This window comes from Acidaminobacter sp. QWL-03, assembly GCF_058683855.1.
The window spans coordinates 2,622,224-2,639,246 of sequence record NZ_CM178752.1 but is presented as its reverse complement, the minus strand read 5'-3'; the positions used below and the strand labels follow the sequence as shown (position 1 = coordinate 2,639,246).

The 17,023-nt window shown below is 52.4% G+C and carries 19 protein-coding genes; 13 read left to right on the top strand and 6 right to left on the bottom strand.

The genetic code is table 11. The features are described 5' to 3' along the window. Nucleotides 1-20 precede the first annotated feature (20 nt). Both AC4PHM_RS12330 and AC4PHM_RS12325 read left to right on the top strand, forming a co-directional pair. On the top strand, nucleotides 21-1,028 hold the full coding sequence (locus tag AC4PHM_RS12330; protein ID WP_492018062.1) for an ABC transporter permease: 1,008 nt from the start codon (nucleotides 21-23) through the stop codon (nucleotides 1,026-1,028). A gap of 105 nt (nucleotides 1,029-1,133) precedes the next feature. Then, on the top strand, nucleotides 1,134-1,340 hold the full coding sequence (locus AC4PHM_RS12325) for a hypothetical protein (protein WP_492018061.1): 207 nt from the start codon (nucleotides 1,134-1,136) through the stop codon (nucleotides 1,338-1,340). A gap of 52 nt (nucleotides 1,341-1,392) precedes the next feature. Here the strand turns inward: AC4PHM_RS12325 and AC4PHM_RS12320 are convergent, their stop codons facing one another. Beyond that, nucleotides 1,393-1,902: an FUSC family protein gene (locus AC4PHM_RS12320; protein WP_492018060.1), complete on the bottom strand. Its 510-nt coding sequence runs from the start codon at nucleotides 1,900-1,902 to the stop codon at nucleotides 1,393-1,395. 292 nt (nucleotides 1,903-2,194) lie between these two features. On the opposite strand from AC4PHM_RS12320, the gene AC4PHM_RS12315 reads away from it, so the two are divergent. Together AC4PHM_RS12315 and AC4PHM_RS12310 are read left to right on the top strand one after the other, a co-directional pair. Continuing rightward, nucleotides 2,195-2,710, top strand: coding sequence for a type 1 glutamine amidotransferase domain-containing protein (locus AC4PHM_RS12315; protein ID WP_492018059.1), 516 nt, complete (start codon nucleotides 2,195-2,197; stop codon nucleotides 2,708-2,710). A gap of 2 nt (nucleotides 2,711-2,712) precedes the next feature. Further along, nucleotides 2,713-3,543, top strand: a complete 831-nt coding sequence (locus AC4PHM_RS12310) for a carbon-nitrogen hydrolase family protein (RefSeq protein WP_492018058.1) — start codon at nucleotides 2,713-2,715, stop codon at nucleotides 3,541-3,543. Nucleotides 3,544-3,845: 302 nt separating this feature from the next. Here the strand turns inward: AC4PHM_RS12310 and AC4PHM_RS12305 are convergent, their stop codons facing one another. Together AC4PHM_RS12305 and AC4PHM_RS12300 are read right to left on the bottom strand one after the other, a co-directional pair. Beyond that, nucleotides 3,846-4,142, bottom strand: coding sequence for a YciI family protein (locus tag AC4PHM_RS12305; RefSeq protein ID WP_492018057.1), 297 nt, complete (start codon nucleotides 4,140-4,142; stop codon nucleotides 3,846-3,848). Nucleotides 4,143-4,258: 116 nt separating this feature from the next. Next, nucleotides 4,259-4,813, bottom strand: coding sequence for a nitroreductase family protein (locus AC4PHM_RS12300; RefSeq protein WP_492018056.1), 555 nt, complete (start codon nucleotides 4,811-4,813; stop codon nucleotides 4,259-4,261). Nucleotides 4,814-5,037: 224 nt separating this feature from the next. On the opposite strand from AC4PHM_RS12300, the gene AC4PHM_RS12295 reads away from it, so the two are divergent. Continuing rightward, nucleotides 5,038-5,934: a fumarylacetoacetate hydrolase family protein gene (locus AC4PHM_RS12295; protein ID WP_492018055.1), complete on the top strand. Its 897-nt coding sequence runs from the start codon at nucleotides 5,038-5,040 to the stop codon at nucleotides 5,932-5,934. Nucleotides 5,935-6,158: 224 nt separating this feature from the next. Here the strand turns inward: AC4PHM_RS12295 and AC4PHM_RS12290 are convergent, their stop codons facing one another. From AC4PHM_RS12290 to AC4PHM_RS12280, 3 genes are all read right to left on the bottom strand, one after another. Then, nucleotides 6,159-7,688 carry an IS1182 family transposase gene (locus AC4PHM_RS12290; protein ID WP_492020509.1) on the bottom strand — a complete coding sequence of 510 codons (1,530 nt, stop codon included), beginning with the start codon at nucleotides 7,686-7,688 and terminating at the stop codon, nucleotides 6,159-6,161. Between the two features lie 259 nt (nucleotides 7,689-7,947). Further along, nucleotides 7,948-8,964 (bottom strand): hypothetical protein, encoded by a 1,017-nt coding sequence (locus tag AC4PHM_RS12285; protein ID WP_492018054.1) that lies wholly within the window; start codon nucleotides 8,962-8,964, stop codon nucleotides 7,948-7,950. Nucleotides 8,965-9,213: 249 nt separating this feature from the next. Continuing rightward, nucleotides 9,214-9,861 (bottom strand): GyrI-like domain-containing protein, encoded by a 648-nt coding sequence (locus tag AC4PHM_RS12280; protein WP_492018053.1) that lies wholly within the window; start codon nucleotides 9,859-9,861, stop codon nucleotides 9,214-9,216. A 126-nt stretch (nucleotides 9,862-9,987) separates the two neighbouring features. Between AC4PHM_RS12280 and AC4PHM_RS12275 the strand changes: the two genes are divergently transcribed. The 8 genes from AC4PHM_RS12275 to AC4PHM_RS12240 all read left to right on the top strand — a co-directional run bounded on the left by AC4PHM_RS12275 (nucleotide 9,988) and on the right by AC4PHM_RS12240 (nucleotide 17,009). Further along, entirely contained in the window at nucleotides 9,988-10,890 is a 903-nt protein-coding gene (locus tag AC4PHM_RS12275; RefSeq protein ID WP_492018052.1) for a DUF4392 domain-containing protein, read from the top strand. Between the two features lie 194 nt (nucleotides 10,891-11,084). Beyond that, nucleotides 11,085-11,315, top strand: coding sequence for a DUF1858 domain-containing protein (locus tag AC4PHM_RS12270; protein ID WP_492018051.1), 231 nt, complete (start codon nucleotides 11,085-11,087; stop codon nucleotides 11,313-11,315). A 2-nt stretch (nucleotides 11,316-11,317) separates the two neighbouring features. Continuing rightward, a complete protein-coding gene (locus tag AC4PHM_RS12265; protein WP_492018050.1) occupies nucleotides 11,318-12,589 on the top strand; it encodes a DUF438 domain-containing protein in 1,272 nt (423 codons plus the stop codon). Between the two features lie 229 nt (nucleotides 12,590-12,818). After that, on the top strand, nucleotides 12,819-13,676 hold the full coding sequence (locus AC4PHM_RS12260) for a GNAT family N-acetyltransferase (RefSeq protein ID WP_492018049.1): 858 nt from the start codon (nucleotides 12,819-12,821) through the stop codon (nucleotides 13,674-13,676). 2 nt (nucleotides 13,677-13,678) lie between these two features. After that, nucleotides 13,679-14,182: a peptide deformylase gene (locus AC4PHM_RS12255; RefSeq protein WP_492018048.1), complete on the top strand. Its 504-nt coding sequence runs from the start codon at nucleotides 13,679-13,681 to the stop codon at nucleotides 14,180-14,182. 29 nt (nucleotides 14,183-14,211) lie between these two features. Beyond that, nucleotides 14,212-15,216, top strand: a complete 1,005-nt coding sequence (yiaK, locus tag AC4PHM_RS12250) for a 3-dehydro-L-gulonate 2-dehydrogenase (protein ID WP_492018047.1) — start codon at nucleotides 14,212-14,214, stop codon at nucleotides 15,214-15,216. 152 nt (nucleotides 15,217-15,368) lie between these two features. Continuing rightward, the gene (locus AC4PHM_RS12245; protein WP_492018046.1) at nucleotides 15,369-16,058 is read left to right on the top strand and encodes a GntR family transcriptional regulator; all 690 of its coding nucleotides are present in this window, start codon (nucleotides 15,369-15,371) and stop codon (nucleotides 16,056-16,058) included. 96 nt (nucleotides 16,059-16,154) lie between these two features. Continuing rightward, nucleotides 16,155-17,009, top strand: a complete 855-nt coding sequence (locus tag AC4PHM_RS12240; protein ID WP_492018045.1) for an SDR family oxidoreductase — start codon at nucleotides 16,155-16,157, stop codon at nucleotides 17,007-17,009. Nucleotides 17,010-17,023: the final 14 nt, after the last annotated feature.

Sequence of the window (17,023 nt, the reverse complement as noted above, 5' to 3'; positions counted from 1 at the left end):
CAAAGGGGAGGTGACGGGTAATGCTTCGTAAGATTTTGAGAATCACCGGACGGGATGTTCGGAGTGGCCTTAGGGATAATATTATAGTGTATGTCATTTTGGCGCCGTTCCTCAGCGCGCTCATCCTGCGGGGATTGATTCCGTCCGTAGGGGCCAATGTGCTGCAGATAGCCGTGGATCCGAGTGTAGAACCGGCGGTGGTGGAATATCTTGAGACCATCGGCAAAGTGGAGGTTCTGGAGGCGGACGTGGAGGCCGTGGAACGCAGGGTCCGGGCCACGGACGACGTGTTTGGCCTGCGCCAGGTAGGTGAGCGGGGCTTTGAGATTGTGAAGGAAGGCAACGAGCAGGAGGGCATGGACGAGATTTTTGAGCTGGTGCTGGATGCCTATGTCAACCAGGACCTGGCGCTGCCGATGGACGCGCTCGTCTCCGACATTGGATGGAAGCTGCCGCCGCTCAAGCAATACGGGGCGTCGGTGCTGGTGGTCTTCATGTCGGTTTTCGGGGGCATGGTGATCCTGATCAACCTGGTGGAGGAGAAGCAGGACAATACGCTTTCGGCTATGAACGTGACGCCGGTGAGCCGGGCGGCCTTTGTTATTGGAAAAGGACTTTTGGGTGTCGTGATTCCGGTGATCCACGCCTTTGGGGTGCTGCTGATCCTGGGATTTGAGGGGCTGAACTATGGCATGGTCACGGTGGCGGTATTTTCAGTGGCGTTGATCAGCGTGCTGATTGGCTTTGTGATTGGGGTTATGAACGACAACGTGATCAGTGCGGCCTCCAGCATGAAAGTGCTGTTTGTGCCCATTTTAGCGTCGATCATGGGTGCGATTTTCCTGGCGGACAAGTGGCATCTTTTACTGTACTGGTCGCCGTTTTACTGGGCTTTTGACAGCATGAACCGCATAGTGCTGCTGGAGGCAACCTGGGGCGTGATTCTGCGGAACACGGGGATTGTGCTGGGGATTACGGCGGTGGTCTTCGCGCTGCTGAGCAGGCGGATTGCGCGGGGGTTGAACTGAGGATGGATGGATAAAGATGGAAGGAAATTGGTATCAGCGGCTGTTGCCTATCAACCCCTTCTTCCACCGGAAGGGTGAACTGAACTTTAAAGGGAGGTCTATTGAATGGACGGACTCGCACTTTTAGGTATATTTCTCATGCTGTATAGCGTCGCGGTCGTTTGGATTGCGGCGAAAAAACCTGAAAAGATATGGAATATGGCCAAAATCAGGCTGTTCCGGAAGCTGCTGGGCGAGCAGGGGACTGTGATCTTCTTTTACGTCTTTGCAGTGATCGCGGCGGCTGTGGGTGCTTGGCTGATGATGAAGTAGACAATAGAAAAGACGGATTAAATGGGGAGAGATCCCATTTAATCCGTCTTTTTTAGGCGCCGGTATTGAGCGTTTCCGGAGGCTCCGGGCTCTTGACAAAGCGGTTGATCACCACGGCTATGAGGATTCCGGCAATGGTCTCAATCGTTCTGATAATGGCATAAGTGTAGGGGTCGCCGGTATACTGCATCATGATGATGACGAAGACCACCGTCGCGAGCCCGGACGCTTCCTTGAAGCGGATGATGTTACACAGCAAAATGGTCAACACAATGCCCAGAGGGATTAACAGGATGGAAATGCTTTCGACCGGGATGTGCCGCGTGGCGTACAGAATGATAACAGACATGAGGCCGCCAGCCAAAGTGGCCATAATCCGCATTTTGCCATAGGAAATGGAATGGGGAATGCTGTCCTGCATGGTGGTGATCGCCGCAATGCCGGCGTACATGGGGGCAGGGTAGTCTATCAGCTTCGCGAGGATCAAAATGATCAGGACTGCCAGGGCGGTTTTGAGGTTGCGCAGGCCTGGGATATAGGCGGGGTGCTGGGGATCGGACATGGCCATCGGCCCTCCTTTTTTTGTTATTGTTTTTTCATTCTTTGCTTATATTTGCTTTTATTTGCTTTTATTCAATCTGCTATCTATACAAATTAGTCGCGTCATTGACAAGCAGCGTCAAATTATATAACTACAACGTTACCCAGAATGAGACCGCAGCAAACAGCGGCAAACGCATTCGAGGCAAACAGACTGTTTTCAAATTAGAAAAATCGGGTAAAAAAGTGAGACAGGCACTTACTCTCACAGTGTCGTTGGCTAACCGAACGCGACAACCGAAAGGAGCTTGAACATGGCAAAAGACAAAATTCTGATTCTCACGGATGACTACGCGGAGGACCTTGAGCTGCTGTATCCATACTACCGGATGATCGAGGCGGGCTATAATGTGGTGATGGCTTCGGACGCAGGTGGTCGCGGTCTCAAAGGGAAGCATGGTGTACCTTATAAAAGCGATGTGTCCTGGGACGACATCAGCGGGTCAGAGTTCGCGGGGCTGCTCATTCCGGGCGGCTGGGCGCCGGACAAGCTGAGACGTTATGATAAGGTGAAGGCGATTGTGCGGGAGATGAATGAGGATGGGAAGCCCATCGGCATAATCTGCCATGCGGGGTGGGTCACCATCTCCGCCGGGATTATGAAGGGGCGCACGGCGACGTCGACGCCTGCGATCCGGGACGACATGGAAAACGCGGGCTGCAAGTGGGTCAACGAGGAAGTGGTCGTGGACGGCAACCTGATTTCGAGCCGGGCGCCTATGGACCTGCCGGCCTACATGAAGGCGTTTATTCAAGTACTGGAGGGCTGATCGTGAAGCTTAAAGCAGCTTTGGTTCAAATGGCGGTGACCGCGGACAAGCGTGCGAATCTCGAGACGGCCGCGGGGTACGCGGCGCAGGCGGCGGAGGCCGGGGCAGACCTGGTGGTGCTGCCGGAGATGTTCAACTGCCCGTATTCAAGCGACAGTTTTCCTATTTATGCGGAGCCCGAGGGCGGCGAAACCCATCAGTATCTCTCCAAGCTTGCCGGGCGCCTGGGAATCTGGCTGGTGGCCGGGTCCATTCCGGAGCGGGCGCGGGATGGGAAGCTCTACAACACGTCCTTTGTGTTCGACCGCAGGGGGCGTCAAGTGGCCAAGCACAGCAAAATGCATCTGTTTGACATTGACATTGAGGGCGGGCAGCGGTTCAAGGAATCGGACACGCTGTCGGCCGGGTCCCAGGTCACGGTTTTTGAGACGGAATTCGGGCGTGTTGGCCTGGCGATCTGCTATGACCTGCGGTTCCCCGAGCTGGCCAGGATGATGGTGGACCAGGGCGCGAAAATCCTGGTGGTGCCGGCGGCGTTCAACATGACGACGGGGCCGGCGCACTGGGAGATTCTGTTCAGGAACCGGGCGCTGGACAATCAGGCCTATGTGTTAGGGGTGGCGCCTGCGCGGGATGTGAAAGGTCCATACGTGTCCTACGGCCATTCGCTGGCAGTGTCCCCGTGGGGGGATGTTATCGAAATGCTGGACGCGGCACCGGGCATGATTTTGGCGGAGCTTGACATGGATTACGTCGAGAAGGTCAGGCGGGAGCTGCCGCTCCTTGCGCACCGCAGGCAGGATATTTATACGCTGAAGCAGTGTAAGTTGTAGGGTGTTGGGTGTAGTGTGTAGTGTGTAGGGTGTATGGGTCTGGTGCCGGGATCAGAACCACACCAGACAAAGCCTTAAAGAGTTTAGTCTGCCGATGGTCCCTTAACCAACAACGCGCACCTGAAATCATAAAATTTAAAGTCCTTCACTTCATAGTGGCGAGCAAACCACTGGAGTGAAGGACTTTTATCGTAGAATTGAGTATTATGACACCGAGCTCTGTCCCCAAATTAAAATCTGTCCGCGTCCCCAGAATGAAACCCGTCCGCGCGGCCTGTGGCCTATTGGCCCTTAACTTAAACCTAAGGCTTAATAAATCCCGGAACCTTGCAAAGGCTGACTTCGACGGTTCTCCAGACGTCGCCGGTGACATAGGGCTCGACCTCCAGCCACGCGTCCAGCGACGCGCGGTCTTCGAATTCCAAAATCAAGGCAGAGCCAACCATGCGCTCGCGTTCGTCCATCAATGCGGCCGCGTAAAGCAGTTCGCCCGTATTTTTCATTTGCTGGGCCAAGGCAAGGTGGTTGTCTCTGACGGCCAGGCGTCTCGCCATGGCGCCTTCGTCAGAGCCGTCGCGTCCAATTACCAGAAATTGCATGGGAATCTCTCCTTCACAATAAAATGCGCCACAAGCTTTGTGGTGGTCGATGTCCTGGGGTTGAGGCGTGTGACCATCGGCCATGTTCTTCTCAAACCGCCCCGAGAGACCGGCTATTAACGGATCCAGTCAAAGACATCCTTCTGTCTGGACGGCTTGGGAAGGACCTTTTTGGGATCCTCATAACCGAGGCACACGGCGTAGAGCGGCTTGTAGCCGTCGCGGATTTTCAGGGTCCCGTTAGCCTCGGGCAGCTGAAAGTAAGAACTGATCAGCCCGACCCAGACAGAGCCTATGCCCAGGCTGTGCGCCGCCACCAGCATGTTTTCCACCGCCGCTGAGGCGTCCGCCACCGGGGAATAGACGTCGCTTCGGACAGAGACAATGACGACTGTAGGCGCTTTGTGCAGCAGGTGGTAGCGCTCGCTCGCGCCAAACTTGCGGATCCAGTCGATCTCAGAATCCCGCATGACGTTCTTTGTGGCCTCGTTGATGTGGTTGATCAGCGCCTGGTCCTGCAGGATCGTGAAGCGCACCGGCTGGGTGTTGTGTCCGCTGGGTGCCTGGTTCCCTGCCTCAATGACCGCGAGGATGTCCTCGTCCTTCAGCTGGTCCGGAAGAAAGCGCCGGACGCTTTTTCGTTCGTACAAAGCTTTTATAACGTCGTTCATAGTAACCTCCTGTTAAGACAGTTATTTTTTTTAGCCGATGGTCAGCAAACAACACATTCGCCCCTCTGACGGCCGAATCACAGTAAACGAGTCCCTGGTAAATTAGACCTACCCTAATTATAATGCAGGGATTAACAAAAAAAACAATATTTCTGCGAGCAGCGCGAAAAAAGATGTAAAACATGAGTATAATGAATCTAATAGTATGCAAAGGAGGCCACACGGTGAAATTTGTCAGATTCAAAACGGGAGACCAGATTCAGCTGGGACTCTACAATAAGGCAATGACGCACATCTATGACCTGAACTATTTGATTCCCGAAAAGCAGTTTGAAACCTTGAACGCGTTTGTTGAACGTGTCACTGAAGACGAACTTGCAGTACTAAAGGAAATCAGCTGCTGCGCCGCGCTGCAGGAATTTCCGTCTTATGCGGCTGAAGATGTGACGCTGCTCGCACCTATTCAGAAGACCAAGCACGATGTGCTGTGTCTCGGACTCAATTACAGGGAGCACGTCAAGGAAACTGCCAAGAATCTGAACCACGCGCCTACCATGCCGGAGCACCCAGTCTATTTTTCGAAGCGTGTCTATGAAATGATGGGTCCCGATGATGAGATTTCTTATTCCACCTCCGGATCGACTCAGCTGGATTATGAAGTGGAGCTGGCGGTCGTCATAGGCAAGGCTGGACGCGATATTCCTGCGGATCAGGCCGAGGACTACATCTTCGGTTACACGATCCTGAATGACCTTTCCGCCAGAGACATGCAGGCCAGACATTTGCAGTGGTTTAAGGGCAAGAGCCTTGACGGTTTTACGCCCATCGGCCCATGCCTTGTGCACAAGTCGGAGCTGCCGCTCCCACTGAGCCTCGATTTGAAGAGTTACGTCAACGGCGAACTGCGCCAGGACGGCAATACGTCGGATTTTATTTTTGATATACCCTTGGTCATTGCGGATCTGTCGATGGGCATGACGCTGGAGCCGGGTGACATCATAGCCACAGGGACGCCGAAGGGCGTTGGCATGGGCTTCAGCCCGCCTAAATACCTGAAGGCTGGAGATGAGGTCATTTGCGAGATTGAGGGCATTGGGCGCTTGCGGAATGTGATTTTGTAGGGGAAAAAGGGTGGAACTCGGTGTCAGACACCGAGTTCCTCTCAGTCAAACAAAAGATGAAGGGGCTGTTGCAAAACTAGTAAATTTAGTTTTGTAGCAGCCTTTTTGCGTGCTATTTGCAATAACTTGCTTTCGAGAAAATTGACTTTTAGCTCGAGTCACCCATTAACATTAATTATAGGGTCGACAAAAAAGCCTAGTGTCTGCGTTTTAAAATTTCTAGGCTAAGCCGCTTTTTTGTACTCGATAATGCCGGTCTGGTTGTTTTGGATTTTATTATGGAGTTTGTTCAGGTTAATCGCCATAGCGACCATAATCATATCCGCTACTATTTTTTTCATTCCCTTACGTCGAAACCGGTCATAAGCAAGACCATCTTTGACTTTTGAGAATACACCTTCCGCCTGAATGGAGCGGTTGATCCTCTCGTTGATGCCTTCTTCTGATGCAATATTTTCTGCGGATTGACTACGGAACGCTTCAAAGGCAGGAGAGTACTTCAGGCTTTTCTTTTCAGGATCAGGATTCTTTCGACTTTTAATGCATTGGTCACTGTATTGGCAGCCTTTGCATTCAAAGCATGTGTAAACCCAGTTGATGTCTTCGAAGCCTGAAGCAGATCTCTTGATGCTGTCTTTACATCGGATGAGCTTTTTGCCAGCTTTGCAAACATAGACATCTTCATTTTCCATATATTGCATGTTTTCTCTTCGGCTAATGTCTTCTCTTACCTTTTTTATGTCTTTCGTTTCATGATTTGCCGGTTTGATGTAAGCTTTCAAACCTTTGCTGGCTAGATACGCGTAGTTTTCCACGCTTTCATACCCTGCGTCTGTGACGATGTTTTTTATGCGAGAACTATACGCTGCCAGCAGTTCTTCGAGAAAAGGCTTCAGTGTATGCAGATCATTCGTATGCTGGCTGCCCATCACGCCTACGACAAATGCGCCGCTTGAAGCCATTTGGATGTTATAAGCAGGCTTAAGTTGACCATTTCGCATATGATCATCTTTCATGCGCATGAAGGTTGCATCGTGATCTGTCTTTGAATAACTGTTTCTGGTGCCCATAGCCTTAAGATGCTTTTCATATGTTTCAAACTTTTCTTTTATCTCTTTATAGTACTCGTACTCACGTTGCTGCACGGTCTTGCGATGACCTACACCACGCACAAACTCAATTTTCAGCTTGCTGCATCTGTTTCTGATGTTGTTAAACTCCGCACACACCCTTGATTGGACTTCTTTTAAGGTGCTATTTTCTGACATGTTAAGTTCTTTGAGCATGCGTTCTTTTAGCTTGCTTTGATATTTTTCGACAGCCTTGCGCCAAACAAATGTGTATCGATTGGAGACTGCCTCAATCTTAGTCCCATCTATATACAGACTCTTTAGGTCTACATGCCCATCTTCTATGAGTATTTCCACAAATTGTCTCTGCAAATCCGCCATATGATCAATGAGCATGTTTTGAAATCGACAGATCGTGGTGTGATCCGGCGCTTTTCTACCTCCAAGAAGGTAGTGTCCTCTCACATCATACTCACAAAAATCTTCAATTTTTCGATTTGATGATTTTCCTTCGCTATTACAGAAAAGAACAATTTTAAGGAAGTTAACAAAATCTACGGCTGGCTTTCTGCCCTTTTTAGGCAAGGTGCTTATTATTGCGCTTAAATCCATCCTCTCTACTATTTTGCACACCAGTCTGACCTTGCTATCCTCTGGAATTAATGTGCCCACACTAAAATTCATTGGCAGTTGCCAAAATTGGGCTGAAGCGTTATGATGATCTAGGGTTATTTGGTTCTGCATAAATCAATTATACCCTATCGGGACTGGCTCTTGGAGCCGGTCCTGATTCATTTTTTGCATTTAAAGAGACAGATGGTCATCAATTAGATTTCCATCTGTCTCTTTTTTAGGGGGGCCTATTTTGCAACAGCCCCTTCATGAAAAGGGGACTCTGGGACAAGTAAGAACTTGCCCCGGAGCCCCCTTTTTACGATTTCCGCTACATTGTCAAATTCACTTGCAATCTCACTATAGTGTTATCCTCAAGTTCTGCGTGGAAGAGGTGGTATTCGCCGGAGAGGTCAAAGCTGTGGAGAGTGTTGCCGTTTTCGAGAGTTTCGATCACGGAAGCCTCGCCGTAGAGGGTGGTGAGGGTTTCGAGGCTGTCTCCGACCTTGAGGCCTCGCGGCGTAGGAAAATTGGGATTGTCTGTGGAGATCATGAAGACCTCGTTCTCAATGATCATGATTTCTATGCCATTTTCATAGTAGCGTGTCTCTTCGTAACCGTCGTGGTTCAGTTCGACGCGCTCGGGTTTTTGAGCCATTCGGAAGTCAAGTTCCAGGGCGGCGAGTCTCACTGCAAGATTGCCAAGCCTGAGATCTTCAATGGTCAGATCATCCACCGGCGTGTCGGTCACGACCGGAATGGTGCGCTGAGTAATGTTGAGAGGTTTAGGGCTGCCGTCCTGTAGGTAGAGGGATTCTTTTTCAAGGCCTGCGACGAAGCCTTTCATGACAATATCTGTGGTGCCAATTTCAGGCAGATACTGCTCTAACGTGACATCGATCAGGTAGTCCGTAGCTTCAGCCTTTCCGAACTGATACTGAACGCTGCTGGAGCCTTGGTCCGCGAAGACGAGCAGGAGCGCGTAATTTTGAAAATAGGCATCGCCGTAGTTCAGAGTCTGGCCTTCCCGGGCGCTTATAAAGCCATAGGTTTCAATGGCTCTTTCCCAGGCTGCGGTGTTGTCGATAAGAAGCCCGAACAACTGGCCTTCTCCTTTTTCGCGAAGTGCGCTCTGGGCTTCGGCGAGTCCTTCGTGATAGTCGCCAATAATTGGAAAGGCAAAAGGCGGCGTTGTGTAGGATTGGTCTTCGGCCGGGGTTTCGCCGTTTGGAGGTGTCGTCACCGGTGGCTGCTCAGGCGCTGGTTCCGGCTGTGCTGGTGGCGTGGCGCAGGCAGTGAGGGTGAACACAAAGATCAGCATAATGCTGAGAATCGATAGTTTTTTCATCCGTGAGGTCTCCTTTCAAATCTCTGTTTTGTGGCTGTTAGTGCGCTTCTGGCCACAGCTGCTTCGGTTTATAATAGCAGGAATATAAACTTAGACGTCAGAAGTCTTAAAAAGTTTCACCGGATGAAAAATTTGAAGGGTACGTTTAAGTGCCTTCAATGGTGTAAATTTACACCAAGCTCTGGCACTAAAATGAAAACCGTCCGCGTCCCCAAAATGAAAGTTGTCCGCGTCCCCAAACTAAAAAAGTCATTTCTTCGCCACTCGAAACCTCAGCACTGTCTTCAGTTTGGCGGATTCTGTCTTTCTTGGATCAGAGAGATAGATTTCACGGTGTGTCTTGGAGGCACGCACCCAGCCCTGCTCAGCGCAGTAGGCCTCCATGACGGCGAAGCTTGCGGGCTCATCGGCATAACTTCCCATGTGCATCATCTGGCAGCAAGCGCCCTCCGTCAAAGTCGTCAGCATCACCCGTGACACCGGCAGCCCCGGTTTTTTCTTAAGGGTCTCAGCCAAAAACCGCTCAAACAATGCCGGCGTCAGAAAGTCCGGCTGCCGGATCATCAAGGTGTACTTGAAATTCTCCTTATCCAGTGTCGCTTGAGTATAATCGATCAGATCCCAGACACCCTCCAGGGGGAAGACAGTGTACTCGTAGTAACCGTCCGGAACCGCAGCGCTCTTATAGGACATCTTGATCGCATAGCTGAGTGCGTACAGCGCTTCCACCGCCTCGGAAAACGCCGGGGCGTCCGGGCTGCCGGAGCCTTCAATGGTCAAGTACAAGATCTCCGGCACCTCAAGCAGCTCCGGCTTTTCCTTAGGCAGGTAAAGCCATTTGAAATCTTTTTTGTAGTCCACTTTCTTAGACGACTCGGGCGAAGTGTTGACAGACATTTCATAAAACCCCTTTCAATGTGTAGGATTCAGTCGGATCAACGACTATCGGCGGATTGTTCTTGTTTTCACAATTCTTGCGGGGTAAAATGGAACTAAACCAAAGCCCAAGGAGGACACCGACCCATGCCAAAGGAACCGTATCACCTGAGCGCTGATCAGGCGCGAACCCTCTCTGAGCTCGAAGCCCTTGCCTATGAGAGGCTTGAGAGTCGTGGCCTCGGTGGCTTGGATCTTCCAGGGGCTTACCTGGAGGCTGCACAGGGGCTCCTTGGCGCCAAACGCGTCCTTATTCTGACCGGGTTTCCCATCCGGGGTGCGGCCCTCGGCGAGACGGACGGACCTCCGGGCGCTCTAGCCCTCGGCTGTGCCCTTGAGAGGCTGGGCATACAGGCGGCCTTCGCCACGGATGCCTACTCCGCGCCGCTCCTGGCCCTCGGCAGCCCAAAACTCAACCTCCGCGCCGCCATTCATCCCTTCACGGCTGAGGCCGACGAGTTGACCCTTCAGTACCTCTACACCGACTTTGCTCCGGACCTGGTGTTTGCCATCGAGCGCCCGGGGAAAGCTGCCGATGGTCTCTGCCACTCCATGCGCGGCGAAGTGATCTCCGACATGACCCCCTCCCTTGACTTGTTCTTTGAATTGGCAGCCCGGGACCACAAGCCAACCCTGGCTATAGGCGACGGCGGCAACGAGATTGGCATGGGCCGGCTCTATGAGGCCGTCGTGAAGCAGGTGCCAAAAGGCGATGCGATCGCCGCAGTCACAGCAGCAGACATTCTGATGCCGGCGGCCGTCTCCAACTGGGGCGCCTACGTGCTAGTGGGGGTTCTGTCCCTCCTCTGCGGCCGAGACCTCCTGATTTCCACCGAAACCGCCTCCGACCTCCTCCAGACTATGGTCGACATGGGCGCAGTCGATGGCGCCACCAAACGCCGGGAAGCCACCGTCGACGGCTATAGCTTTGAGGAGAATCAGGCGGTGATTCGGGCGGTGCACGAACTGCTGGCGAGATGGGTGAGATGACGTGGAAGAAGGTGTCTGACACCGGCTTCCACCCCGGCGGCTTACCCCTATTGCCCTCTCTGCTTATTTGGCGGTCCGTGACCATCGGCTAAAACTATTTTCATCATTTTTACCCTCATTATTTGATTTCGATCACAGTTTTTCCTGCGCGATTTCGCTAAGATGGAGACAGAAAATCGTTACGGAGGGTACAAATGGGTATATTAGATTTGAATAAAACGGTTTATAGTTTGTGCGAGGACTATCCGCAGCTGGTCGGGATCCTGCAGAGCCTTGGCTTTGAGAGCGTAGGCAATCCCATCATGATGAAGACCGCGGCGCGGATCATGACCATCCCTAAGGCCGCTCAAATGAAGGGTGTGCCGATGGTCACCATCATCACTGCCTTGCAGGAGGCGGGGTTTGTCGTTGAAGGAGGAGAATGACTTTGAGTGAGTACATTGATAACCGAAGCAGTGCGAAAAGCAACCGCGCGGAGCGCCAGAAGGTCCTGAAGGACATCATCCTGCAGCTGCACGAGGGCAAGGATCCTGCGGACGTCAAGAACGAATTCGCCAAGCTGATCGACGGCGTGTCGGCCAGCGAGATCTCCGAGATGGAGTCCGGCCTGGTCGCGGAGGGCATGGCCATTGAGGAGATCCAGAAGCTGTGCGACGTTCACGCGGAGATCTTCCGAGGTGCGGTCACCCAGATTCACACAACCTCGAAGGAAGAGGAAAAGCCCGGTCATCCGGTTCGGGTGCTTCGCGAGGAGAACTTTGCCATTGAGAGTCTGCTGAAGAATACGCTGATGCCAAAGGTCGCGGCGTTGACGGATGCGACTGTGGCGGAGAAGCGTTATGAGCTGCTTGAGGATGTCAATCTGCTCCTGGACATAGATAAGCACTACAGCCGCAAGGAGAATATTTTCTTCCCTTACATGGAGAAGTACGGCATTTCAGCGCCGCCAAAAGTCATGTGGGGCGTGGATGATGAGATTCGGGCGATGATCAAGGGATTCAAGGCGTTGCTGGCTGGTCCGGGTGCGACGGCTGCAGAGCTTCAGGAATCCGCTGAAGCCATGAATGCGAAGATTCTCGACATGATTTTTAAGGAAGATTCCATCCTGATCCCAATGCTGCTGGAGACTCTGACTGAGGACGAGTGGGTCGAGATCGCCCTGGACAGCGAGGAAATTGGCTACTGTATCGTCAGTCCTGAAGCGAAGTGGAAGCCATCCAGAATGGTGCCGTTTGGCGCCCCTGGAAAGGCTGTGGCTGGTGATGCTGAGCCCACAACTGCTTCGGATGGCCTCATCCGCCTGGAGACGGGGATTCTTAGTGTGGATGAGCTGACTCGACTCCTGAATACGCTGCCAATCGACATGACGTTTATCGACAAAGACGACACCGTCAAATACTTCTCCCAGTCCGCTGAGCGGATCTTCCCACGCACGAAGTCCGTCATTGGCCGCTCCGTTCAGAACTGCCACCCGCCTTCAAGCGTACATGTGGTGGAGACTATACTTGAAGCCTTTAAGGCTGGTCGCAAGGATCACGAGCATTTCTGGATTCAGATGGGCGACGCTATGATTTATATCCGATACTTTGCGGTGCGTGATGATCAGGGTGCGTACTTGGGGACTCTGGAAGTCACGCAGAACATTGCGCCAATTAAGGCTATTGAGGGGCAGAAGCGTTTGCTGTCGGATGACTTTTAGTAGCGCTTTGACAGGGAAATAGAAAAATTCCAGCCGTTTTCAGTGATTCTATAAAGTGATCCAAAGCCGCATGGTTAAAAGCCTTAGCGGCTTTTTTCGTGGTGTAGCTCTGGCACCAAAGTGGAGTTGGGGACGCGGACTGTAATATTTTTTGTCCGCGTCCCCAAAGAAAAAGGGTAACATAGATACAAAGAAATATGTCATTCAAGCCAAACCTTCGAGGTGATCCATGACACATCCAATCAAATACAGCGCTCAATTCCTTGAAGCTGACGAAATCACCCGGCGCGGGTTATGGAGGGAGCTCCAGAGCATCGCCCAGGAGGACCCGGCGAGGCATTACTTTATTTTGCTGGGGCTTCTTAACCCAGAAAAGACCTTTCAAAGTGTCATCACCCTGCGAGGCAGCGACGACATACTGAAAGCTGCTTATTTCCAGAGGTCCTCAGGCAACGCGCAGCTTATGATGTCACAAGATCTACTCAACCCTGTCATTCAGCCGGAGAGCCTGCGGCCCTTCGCAGAAGCCATCCGGCAAATTGGCTTCAATCAGCTCATCGCAGCAGCGTCCTATTGCAAGCAGCTTGAGCCTTTTAACCTCTTTGTGAGCCACTTCATTGGCGCAGAAATCTCCGTCATGTCGCCTGAACTCGCAGCTTCAGAGGCCCTCCGAAAAGAAATCACTTTCAACCTCGAGCCTCTCAAAGTCGAAGATCTGGACGAGATCATTGACCTTTACCAGCAATGCTTTCACTCCTTCACGCCCCGGCCCATCATGGAGGAGAAGCTCCTTACCAGCCGCGGCCATGGTGTCGTCGTCCGGGAAAACGGTCGGATCATAGGCTGTGCCCAAAGTGAATTTGAATCCCCCCATCAAGCCTTGATCGTGGGTGTGGCTACAGAACCTGAAGCCAGAGGCAGGGGCATCGCCTCAACCTGTGTCGCGGGGCTGATAAAAAGCCTGGCCACACCGGGAAGAGCCTTCGCCCTCCAATATGACAACCCAAGCGCCGGAAGAATTTACAAGCGACTGGGCTTCGTCCCCGTAGACCATGTCGGACACTATCATTTCAGAAGGGAGCAGTAGAAATGGCCATTCGAGAAATCCTGCTTCTGGGACACGACCACCTCAGAGTCGAGTGCGCGCCCCTGGAAGACACCCAAAAAGAGTTGGCAGCAAAAGTAGCAGAGGACCTCAGGGATACCCTCCTCAACTTCAGGAAAAATTTTGGCTTCGGACGCGCCATTGCCGCTCCGCAAATTGACGCCTTAGTCAGAATCCTTTATATGAACTTGAACGGCGAAGAGACCGTCCTCGTCAATCCGGTTCTGGAGCCTGTCGACAAGGAGACCTTCTATGTCTGGGACGACTGCTTCAGCTTTCCGGGCCTCGAAGTTTGGCTGAAGCGTTACAAACACGTGCGCATTAAATACCTCGACCTGGACTGGCAAGAACAAGAGCTTTTAGCCGATGGTGACCTCGCCGAGCTCCTCCAGCACGAGTACGACCACCTGGACGGCATCCTCGCCGTTGACCATGCCCAAACCTCCAGAAGCCTCAGATTCAATAAAGCCAAAATGGGAAAGGCTTAATCGATCCAAACCCCCGAAAGGAGCCGAAAATGCGCATTGCCTACAAGGACATGATCCAAACCTTCACCGACATCCTCTCGCGGCGAGGCGTCCCGCCGGAGGCCGCTGCCCTTACCGCCAAAATTATGGCAGACAACAGCCTGGACGGCGTTTACACCCACGGTGCCAACCGCTTCCCAAGATTGATCCAGTATATTGACGAAGGCTACATCGACGTCAACGCCAATCCGGAATGCCTTCTCAGCGCAGGGGCTTTCGAGCGGTGGGACGGGCACCTGGGCATGGGTGTCCTGAATGCTAAAGCCGCCATGGACCGGGCTGTCGAGCTGGCTGCCACACACAGTGTCGGTATCGTCGCCCTCGCCAACACCAACCACTGGATGCGGGGCGGCGCTTATGGCTGGCAAGCCGCAGACGCAGGGTGCGTAGGCATTTGCTGGACCAACACCAGACCCAATATGCCCGCATGGGGCGGCGTGGATAAGAAAATAGGCAACAATCCCTTCGTCCTGGCCGTCCCCAGAAGCGATGGCCGCCACGTCGTCGTCGACATGGCCATGTCGCAGTTCTCCTATGGCAAAATTGAGGAAGCACGACTCCAAGGCAAAAAGCTCCCAGTCGCCGGCGGCTATGACTCAAACGGCCAACTCACAAATGATCCCGTCGAAATCGAAAAGACCATGCGCGTTCTGCCAACAGGTTTTTGGAAGGGCTCCAGTATGTCGATCGCGCTGGATCTCATCGCTGCGCTGCTGTCAGCGGGACTCACCACCTCGGAGGTCGGCCGACGCTATACGGAGGAGTATGGCTTGTCGCAGGTTTTCGTCGCCATCGGCCAAAATCAGTTTAACACGGTGGAATTTTCAGATGGTCTAATTGAATCCGTGATTCAGGACCTCAAGAGCTCTCGGCCGATGGTTGAGGATGCCACCCTCCGCTACCCAGGTGAACGCGATTATAAGGTGCGCCTGGAGCAGCTTGAAAACGGCATAGAAGTGGTGCCGGAGGTGTGGGAGAAGATTTTAAATTTATAAAGAAAATACGGCTATGCCAGTGGCGAAATGAGTTAACTCCTTTTGTCGCTGGCTTTTTCTTATGAATTTGAACAGGCAGATTGATTTCAGGACGAAATCTGATACAATACTAGTATACAAGTTAAATAGAATGAATAAAAGGAAGTGAGGCTATGGCCCTCGAAGTTATACCCCAATCTGATAAAACCACAGTGGGAGACTATGTTTACGAGTTGATCAAGCGCAATATCGTCAGACTGAAGCTGGAGCCTGGCAAGCGCATCAGTGAAAATGAGATATCGGAGCTTCTCGGCGTGAGCAGAACCCCGGTGAGAGAAGCCTTTATCAAGCTTTCCCGGGAAGATTTGCTCTATGTGCTGCCCCAGCGGGGCACCTACGTCTCTCAGATCGACATGACGCAAGTGGAAGAGGCCAGGTTTATCCGCGAGGTGCTGGAAAGTGCAGTGTTGAAGCTTGTGACTCAGGGCATTGATGTGACTTTTATTAAACTGCTTGAGCAGAATTTGGAGGCTCAGCGACGGTGGACGGATGCCGACGGCTTCACAACTTACATGGAGTTGGATGAAAAATTTCACGAGATTATTTTTGAAAGTGTTCATAAGCAGAGGACCTGGGAGGTTATTGAGCAGGTCAACACTCAATACAGACGCGTCAGAATACTCAGCTACAGTTTCAACAATATGATCAGCAGTTTGATTGATCAGCATGCTGCGTTATTAGAGGCCATCCGGAACAGGGATGAAGCCCGAGGGCAGGAAATTATCTCTATGCACACCAGAAAGCTGCTTCACGAGCAGTCGGAGCTGATGGAAAGGTATCCCGGCTATTTCAAGTCGAAATAAGCTGACAATGACTCCAAAAATACAAACCACAAATCCAACCCCAACCTCAGTCCCAAACCCAACGCCACCACAAGTGTCAAATAAGGAGGCAATACCATGAATTTACCACTTCACGTCGATTTGAAGGGAAAGGTCGCTGTTGTGACGGGCGGCGGCGGTGTGTTAGGCAGCTACTTTTGCGAGGCGCTGGCGCTTTCAGGCGCCAAAGTGGCCATTGTGAACCGGTCAAAGGATAAAGCGCAACTGGTCGCGGACCGCATCCAAGCGGCGGGCGGTGAGGCTATGGCAATCCCGGGCGACGTGCTGGACACAGCCAGCATGAACGCGGTCAGAGATGTCCTTCACGATGCCTTCGGCACCTGCGACATCTTGGTCAACGCTGCCGGCGGCAATCATCCTAATGGCATTTCCTCACAAGAGTATTTCCGAATGGAGGATCTGGACAATACTGAGGGCAGAACGACTTTCTTTGATCTGGATCCCAAAGGTATTGGCTACGTTTTCGACCTCAATTTCATGGGCTCGCTGATCCCTTCCCAGGTCTTCGGCCGTGATATGGTGGGCAAGAAAGATGCGACCATCATCAACATCTCCTCCATGGCCGCGTATTCACCGCTGACCAAAGTGCCGGCTTACAGTGCGGCCAAGGCGGCCATCAGCAACTTTACCGAGTGGCTGGCCGTCCACTTTTCAAAGGTCGGTATCCGCGTCAACGCCATTGCGCCGGGCTGGTTCATCACCGAGCAGAACCGCAGGCTGATGCTCAATGAGGATGGTACCTTTACGCCACGCGCTCAAAAGGTCATATACAAGTCGCCGTGCGAGCGCTTTGGCGAACCGGAAGAGCTTCTTGGCCCGCTTCTCTTCCTGGCGGATGCCAAGGCTTCAGGCTTTGTCAACGGCGTCGTCATCCCGGTGGATGGCGGCTTCAACGCCTATTCAGGCGTATAGTGAAAACATTGTCA